This is a genomic window from Halorubrum tibetense, assembly GCF_042661865.1.
Classification (GTDB): Archaea; Halobacteriota; Halobacteria; order Halobacteriales; family Haloferacaceae; genus Halorubrum; species Halorubrum tibetense.
The window spans coordinates 1-5,730 of record NZ_JBHSWW010000155.1 but is presented as its reverse complement, the minus strand read 5'-3'; the positions used below and the strand labels follow the sequence as shown (position 1 = coordinate 5,730).

The following is a 5,730-nucleotide window of genomic DNA, read 5'->3' as shown; positions in this document are numbered from 1 at the left end:
CGACGGCGGCCGTCATCGACGGGTGGACGTGCCGCGCCCCGAACGAGAGCAGCTGCGAGTCGGGGGCCGCCACCCGGCAGTCGAGCGCGGCGGTGGCCATCGCGGAGGCGTGCGAGAGGAAGCCCAGAAGCGACGTCTCCAGCCGAGCGAACGACAGGTATGGCCCCTCGATACGCATCACCGGACCGCCGTCGAACAGCCGTCCCTCCGGGATCGCGTGGACGTCGACGTCGCGGTCCGCCAACAGCGCGACCGCGTCTTTCAGCCCGGCGAACAGCTCGAACTCGCCGTCGGGGAACTGGTCGGCGGTCACCTCGGCGACGACGTGCGGGTCCCGACCGGCACGCTCCAACGCCGCGGTCGTCCGGTCGAAGTACGCGTCGGTCGCCCGGCCGTCCCGGATCGCGGCCGCGTCGACGATGTCGAACTCGGTCATACCGAACGGTTCGGCCGGGGACCACGAAAAGCCATCCGTGTCGCCACCGGGCGGATCCGTACGGCCGACTCAGTCCGCCACGGTCACTTCACTCCCGCCGGGCGAGCAGCGCGGCGACGAGAAACGCGACCAGCGCCGTGACGACGCCGAGCCCTGGTGCCTGTCCGTCGAACGACTCGTCGTCGGCCGCGTCGTCGGCCTCGCCGGGCGTCGTGATGTCGTCGTCGGTCTCGTCGTCCCCGTCAGTCCCGTCGTCGGCACCGTTCTCGTCGCCGTCGTCGGTTTCGGCCTCCGTGGGGTCGAGACCGGGTCGGAGGTCGAACACGTCGTCGGCGGTCGGGGCGTGTGCGATCGTCACCGTCGTCCCTTCGTGTTCGACGCCGTACGCCCCGCGGAACTCGCCGTCCTCGACGTCGAGGACGCCGTCGTCGAGCCGCTCCGCGCCGTGGTGTTCGACCATCCGGAGGTACGTCTGGTGGAACTCCGCGGCGTCTTCCTCTGTCCGCCACTCGGTCACCCAGACGTAGCCGTCGCGCTCCCCGTCGTCCGCGTCGTTCCGGTACGGGTACAGCTCGTCGCCGGCCCACCCGTCGGTCGCGGCGTGCGCGTAGTTGTAGGCGGTTCGCGTCCGGAGCTCCTCGTCGACGTCGAGGTGGACGTTCACCGCCGACTCCCGATCGGCGGCGAGCGTCGGGGCCCCGTACTCGAACGCCTGGTACCAGAACATCACGAACATCGAGGCCTCCCCGGCCGTCTCCGCGCCGTCGACACCCTGGTTCGGATACGTTTCCCACCCGTTCGTCGCCGTGTCCTCGAACGCGATCTCGGCCGTCTCGTAGTCGGGTTCACGGTGGATCACCTCGGACGTAGTCTCCGGCGGGTCGTTCATCGTCTCGTTGACGGCGTCCCAGCCGTCCGCCTCGAACAGGTCGGCCGCGTACAACGGTCCGTCCGAGTACGGCTGGAGGACGGTCTGGAGGATCCCGAAGTTCAGGTCCCCCGCCCCGGCCCCACCGCCGTCGGAGTCGGGCTCGCCGAGACACGTCCAGTTCCCGTCACACCGCTCGTCGTACCGCTCCTCGAGGTAGACGACCTCCCCCTCGACGATCCCGTCGACGGCGAGGTCGGCGTCTTGCGTCGCACCCGTGTATCGCTGGTCGCCGAGGTCGTGGTACTGGTCCTGCATCGCGTGGGCGAGCTCGTGAACGAGCGTCGATCCGCTGATCTGCAGCTCCTCGTCCTCGTCGGTGACGATCACGACCCGTTCCTCGGCGGGCGAGTAGAAGCCGGCGACCGCGCCGCCGAACACGGAGTCTATCGCCTCGGCGGAGGACTCGTCCTCGCCGACGACGAACAGCGCCTTCCACACCCCGTCGTTCCATCGGTTGAACTCGGCTTCGGCGTCCGTCTCCTCGCCGTCACCCTCCCAGTCCGCTTGGAACTCCTCGCGCGTGAGCGTGTCGACGTCGACCTCGCTCTCGAACGGCCGCTCACGGAGGTGCTCGATCCGGGCCATCTTCCGGAACGTGAGTGATTCGAGCTCCGCCTCCGTCAGGCCGTCGCCCTGGTCGATGTCGAGATCGTCGCTGTAATGGTACCCGTTCCAACACCCAACCAGCTCGTTGTCGGCCGCGGACTCACACTCCGCTGATGTCTCCGCGACCGCGACGTCGCTGACGACGTTACCTGCTTCCGGCGTCGTGAGGTCCCCCGGCGCCGCTACGGCCCCGGCGGCCCCGGCGGCGCCGAACACGAGGAGCACGGTCGCAGCGACCACCGCTGAGAGGGTGAGAACCCGTCGCATAGCCCCAGTTACGAGTGGTCGGATAAGTAGTTTGTCCGTTCACGAATCGCCACGCCGTAGCACCGTCGTAGGACCCTTTTATTTCGTCGTCGCGTGTCGGAGTCGACCTCGTGTGTCGGAGTCGACCTTTTATTCGGGCCGCCCGAACCGAGCGGCATGGCGTACGATCCGGACACCACCGCGGTGATCGTCGTTGACATGCAAAACGGGTTCTGCCACCCCGACGGGAGCCTCTATGCCGAGCCGAGCGAGGCCGCGATCGACCCCGTGACCGACCTCGTCGCTCGGGCGCACGACGCGGGCGCTCGTGTCGTGTACACCCGTGACGTTCATCCGCCCGAGCAGTTCGACGACACCCACTACTACGACGAGTTCGACCGCTGGGGTGAACACGTCGTCGAGGGGTCGTGGGACGCCGAACTCGTCGATGATCTCGACGTTCGTCCCGACGACCACGTCGTCGAGAAACACACCTACGACGCCTTTTACCGGACCGAACTGGAGGGGTACCTCGACGCTCGCGGGGTCGACGACCTCCTGATCTGCGGGACGCTCGCGAACGTCTGCGTCCTCCACACCGCCGGTAGCGCCGGCCTCCGGGACTACCGTCCGGTTGTCGTGTCGGACGCGCTCGGCTACATCTCCGAGGACCACCGCGAGTACGCGGTCGATCACGCCGACTGGCTGTTCGGCGAGACGACGGACTTGGACACCGTCTCGTTCGCGGTGGAGTGATCGGCAGATCGGCTCGCAGTAGAGTGATCGGCAGATCGATTCGCGGTGAACCGTCCAAAGCGATTATCACGGGCGAGTATCGGCGTGTAAGCCTTTTGTGGAGTCTTCCGAGACCGATGGGTATGGAACTCTCTCGACGCGGTATTCTGGCCGGTCTCGGCGTCGCCGGCGGCGTCGCTTCCGTCGGGTTCGTCGGGGCTGCGACCGTGGCGGACGGTGGGGCGCTCGACGACGGTACAGGGGATGATAGTGACGGCGACGACGGCGGTTCCGGAACCGCCGACAGCGACACGGCGTCCGTTCCGGTGGACCCCGACGCGCCGTTCGAGGCGAGACTCGTCCCCGCTGACGGGAACGGAACCGACGACGACACCGACGACACCGACGGAACTGACGACACCGACGACGCCCCGTTCCTCTTCGACGCGTCGGACCTCGACCGCGTCCAGGCGGCGGCGGGCGACGGCGACGACTCCGACGAACACCTCGTGTACGTGTCGCTGTCGGACGACGGGCGGGCCGACTTCCGTGATCGGCTCGCCGACGCCGGCGCGACCGCGGAGCCGGAGCGGTTCGCCGTGTCGATGACGCTCGCCGACGACGAGGTCCGGCGTGTCGACCTCGACGCTCCCACGGTGGCGGCGCTGACCGACGAGGAGTGGGGCGGCGTGTTGGAGCTGCCGTTCGGAACCGAGCCCGTCGCTCAGGACGTGTACAAGTCGCTGGCGGCGGCCGACGCCGATCCGGAAGCCGAGGAAAGCGGTTAAGCGCCCTGCCGCCCTCGCGGTGAGCGTGAGCGATCCGAGCGACGACGGCGCGGAAGAGACAGCCCACGGCGGGCGACCATGCCCCCGCTGTGGGACCCCGATGAACCACCGACACTGTAAGTACGTGTGTCCGGTTCACGGGGTGGTGTACGACTGTAGCGACACGTTCTACTGATCGGTGAGTTTCGATCCGGGGCCGTGCTGCTCGCGCGCTCAGGCGCCAGCGCCACCCCCTAACGTGGCCGCCACCCTCCCATCCGAGGTCGCCACCGTCGGTAGCCTTCCGAGACCGCCGAGCCGGGCGATCCGGCCGCCCTCGCGCCCCGGTGCAGTCGCCGCCACATACCGATCTCCTCTCCCAGTTGCCGGTGGAAGAAACTCAGTATGTGAGAACTGTTATAGTCCTTCGGTCCGAAATATCACCTATGATGGGCGACCCGCTCTCGATCCTCCCCACCGACATGCAGGGGTCACCATGGTAGAGCAGACACAGGTTGCCCGGAGCAAGCGGATCCAGCGGCGTACCGGCAAGACGTTCCACGTCGCCACGCGACTGCTTCCGGAGCGGATCCGCCATCCGACGTACGTGCTGTACGGGTTCTTCCGGATCGCCGACGAGGTCGTCGACGCGGAAGACACCGCGCCGCCCGACGAGCAACGGGCCGAGCTCGACCGGCTCCGTCGTGCCGCCCTCGGCGAGACCGAAACCGACGACCCCGTACTCGACGCGTTCGCGTCGGTCCGGGCCGAACACGACATCCCCGACGAGGACATCCACGCGTTCGTCGACGCGATGGAGAGCGACATCGACACCGATCGCTACGAGGCGTACGCGGACCTGGAGGCGTACATGGACGGCTCGGCCTCCGCGGTCGGCCGGATGATGACGGCGATCATGGGTCTCGACGACGAGACCGAGGCGACCGCGCTCCCCCATGCGACAAAGCTCGGCGAAGCGTTCCAGATGACGAACTTCCTGCGGGACGTCCGCGAGGACGTCGTCGAGCGCGATCGCATCTACCTGCCATTGGAGACGCTTCGCCGACACGGGGTGAGCGAGGAGCAGATCCTGCAGCTGGAGTTCGACGACGACGTCGCCGCCGCGATCCGCGAGGAGCTCGTCCGGACCGAAGGGCTCTACGAGGAGGGAGTGGCAGGGATCAAGTATCTCCCGGAGGACTGCCAGCTCGCCGTGTTGCTGGCGGCGGTGTTGTACGCCGATCACCACCGGCTCATCCGCGATCTCGGCTACGACACGGTGTCGACCACCCCGGCGCTCTCGTTCACCCGCAAGATCTCGCTGCTCGTCCGCACCCGCTGGAAGTGGCAGTGGAAGAAGGACCCCGAAGCGGTGTTTTACGAGATGAGCCACGGGTTCGACAGCGAGCACGGTCGTCACGGGCACAGTCCACCGGACGCGACGGCGATCCGAACCGACTGATTCCCCCGCCAACCCGATCGACCCGAATCGATGGACAGAGCCCGATTCGTTCAGCTGGCCCTCCTCGCGTTCGGCCTCGTGTTCGCCTCTTTCGTCGTTCGTGGAACGACCCGTCTCCTCGCCCCGTACGAGCTCGCGGTCGTCCTCTCGGCACCGCTGCTTTTCACCGCCGCCGCGCTCCTCGCGGCGCTCGTCGTCCTCGCGTTTCTCGACCTCGTGGGGCTCCGCCCGCTGGAGTGACCCGCGCCCGGAGCGATCCGATCGCGGACGGCCCCCGGGACGAGCCGGAACGCCCTTTTCCGTCCGCCGCCGAGTGGGCGTATGGACGTACGAGCCGTCGCCGACCTCTCGCCCGCGGAGCGACGCGCCTTCTTCGAGCGCGACGCGGGCGTCGAGGAGGTCCGCGAGGACGTGCGAGGAATAATCGGACGGGTGCGCGAGGAAGGGGACGTCGCCGTCAGGGAGTTCGACGAGGAGTTCGACGGCGTAAGCGTCGGGAACCTCGACATCACGGACGAGGCCGCTCGGGCGCACGACGAGCTGGCCG

At 68.1% G+C, this 5,730-nt stretch carries 7 protein-coding genes and 1 pseudogene; 6 read left to right on the top strand and 2 right to left on the bottom strand.

Going from position 1 to position 5,730, the window contains the following annotated elements; genetic code table 11:
• Together ACFQEU_RS10410 and ACFQEU_RS10405 are read right to left on the bottom strand one after the other, a co-directional pair.
• Nucleotides 1-436: pseudogene (locus ACFQEU_RS10410) on the bottom strand (nicotinate phosphoribosyltransferase); the annotation flags it as partial.
• A gap of 88 nt (nucleotides 437-524) precedes the next feature.
• Nucleotides 525-2,240: an Hvo_1808 family surface protein gene (locus tag ACFQEU_RS10405; protein WP_379781864.1), complete on the bottom strand. Its 1,716-nt coding sequence runs from the start codon at nucleotides 2,238-2,240 to the stop codon at nucleotides 525-527.
• Nucleotides 2,241-2,396: 156 nt separating this feature from the next.
• On the opposite strand from ACFQEU_RS10405, the gene ACFQEU_RS10400 reads away from it, so the two are divergent.
• The 6 genes from ACFQEU_RS10400 to ACFQEU_RS10375 all read left to right on the top strand — a co-directional run.
• Nucleotides 2,397-2,975, top strand: a complete 579-nt coding sequence (locus ACFQEU_RS10400) for a cysteine hydrolase family protein (RefSeq protein ID WP_379781862.1) — start codon at nucleotides 2,397-2,399, stop codon at nucleotides 2,973-2,975.
• A gap of 122 nt (nucleotides 2,976-3,097) precedes the next feature.
• On the top strand, nucleotides 3,098-3,742 hold the full coding sequence (locus ACFQEU_RS10395) for a hypothetical protein (protein ID WP_379781860.1): 645 nt from the start codon (nucleotides 3,098-3,100) through the stop codon (nucleotides 3,740-3,742).
• Nucleotides 3,743-3,767: 25 nt separating this feature from the next.
• On the top strand, nucleotides 3,768-3,917 hold the full coding sequence (locus tag ACFQEU_RS10390; protein WP_379781858.1) for an HVO_2523 family zinc finger protein: 150 nt from the start codon (nucleotides 3,768-3,770) through the stop codon (nucleotides 3,915-3,917).
• 300 nt (nucleotides 3,918-4,217) lie between these two features.
• Nucleotides 4,218-5,183 (top strand): phytoene/squalene synthase family protein, encoded by a 966-nt coding sequence (locus ACFQEU_RS10385; protein ID WP_379781856.1) that lies wholly within the window; start codon nucleotides 4,218-4,220, stop codon nucleotides 5,181-5,183.
• Nucleotides 5,184-5,213: 30 nt separating this feature from the next.
• Nucleotides 5,214-5,423 carry a hypothetical protein gene (locus ACFQEU_RS10380; RefSeq protein ID WP_379781854.1) on the top strand — a complete coding sequence of 70 codons (210 nt, stop codon included), beginning with the start codon at nucleotides 5,214-5,216 and terminating at the stop codon, nucleotides 5,421-5,423.
• A gap of 81 nt (nucleotides 5,424-5,504) precedes the next feature.
• Nucleotides 5,505-5,730, top strand: a 226-nt coding sequence (locus ACFQEU_RS10375) for a histidinol dehydrogenase (protein ID WP_465261132.1), incomplete at its 3' end; no start/stop codon positions are given.

What these genes read in the sequence shown, in the direction of transcription:
- ACFQEU_RS10405 (WP_379781864.1), bottom strand. Translation starts at nt 2,240, where the DNA reads ATGCGACGGGTTCTCACCCTCTCAGCGGTGGTCGCTGCGACCGTGCTC.
- ACFQEU_RS10400 (WP_379781862.1), top strand. Translation starts at nt 2,397, where the DNA reads ATGGCGTACGATCCGGACACCACCGCGGTGATCGTCGTTGACATGCAA.
- ACFQEU_RS10395 (WP_379781860.1), top strand. Translation starts at nt 3,098, where the DNA reads ATGGAACTCTCTCGACGCGGTATTCTGGCCGGTCTCGGCGTCGCCGGC.
- ACFQEU_RS10385 (WP_379781856.1), top strand. Translation starts at nt 4,218, where the DNA reads ATGGTAGAGCAGACACAGGTTGCCCGGAGCAAGCGGATCCAGCGGCGT.
- ACFQEU_RS10380 (WP_379781854.1), top strand. Translation starts at nt 5,214, where the DNA reads ATGGACAGAGCCCGATTCGTTCAGCTGGCCCTCCTCGCGTTCGGCCTC.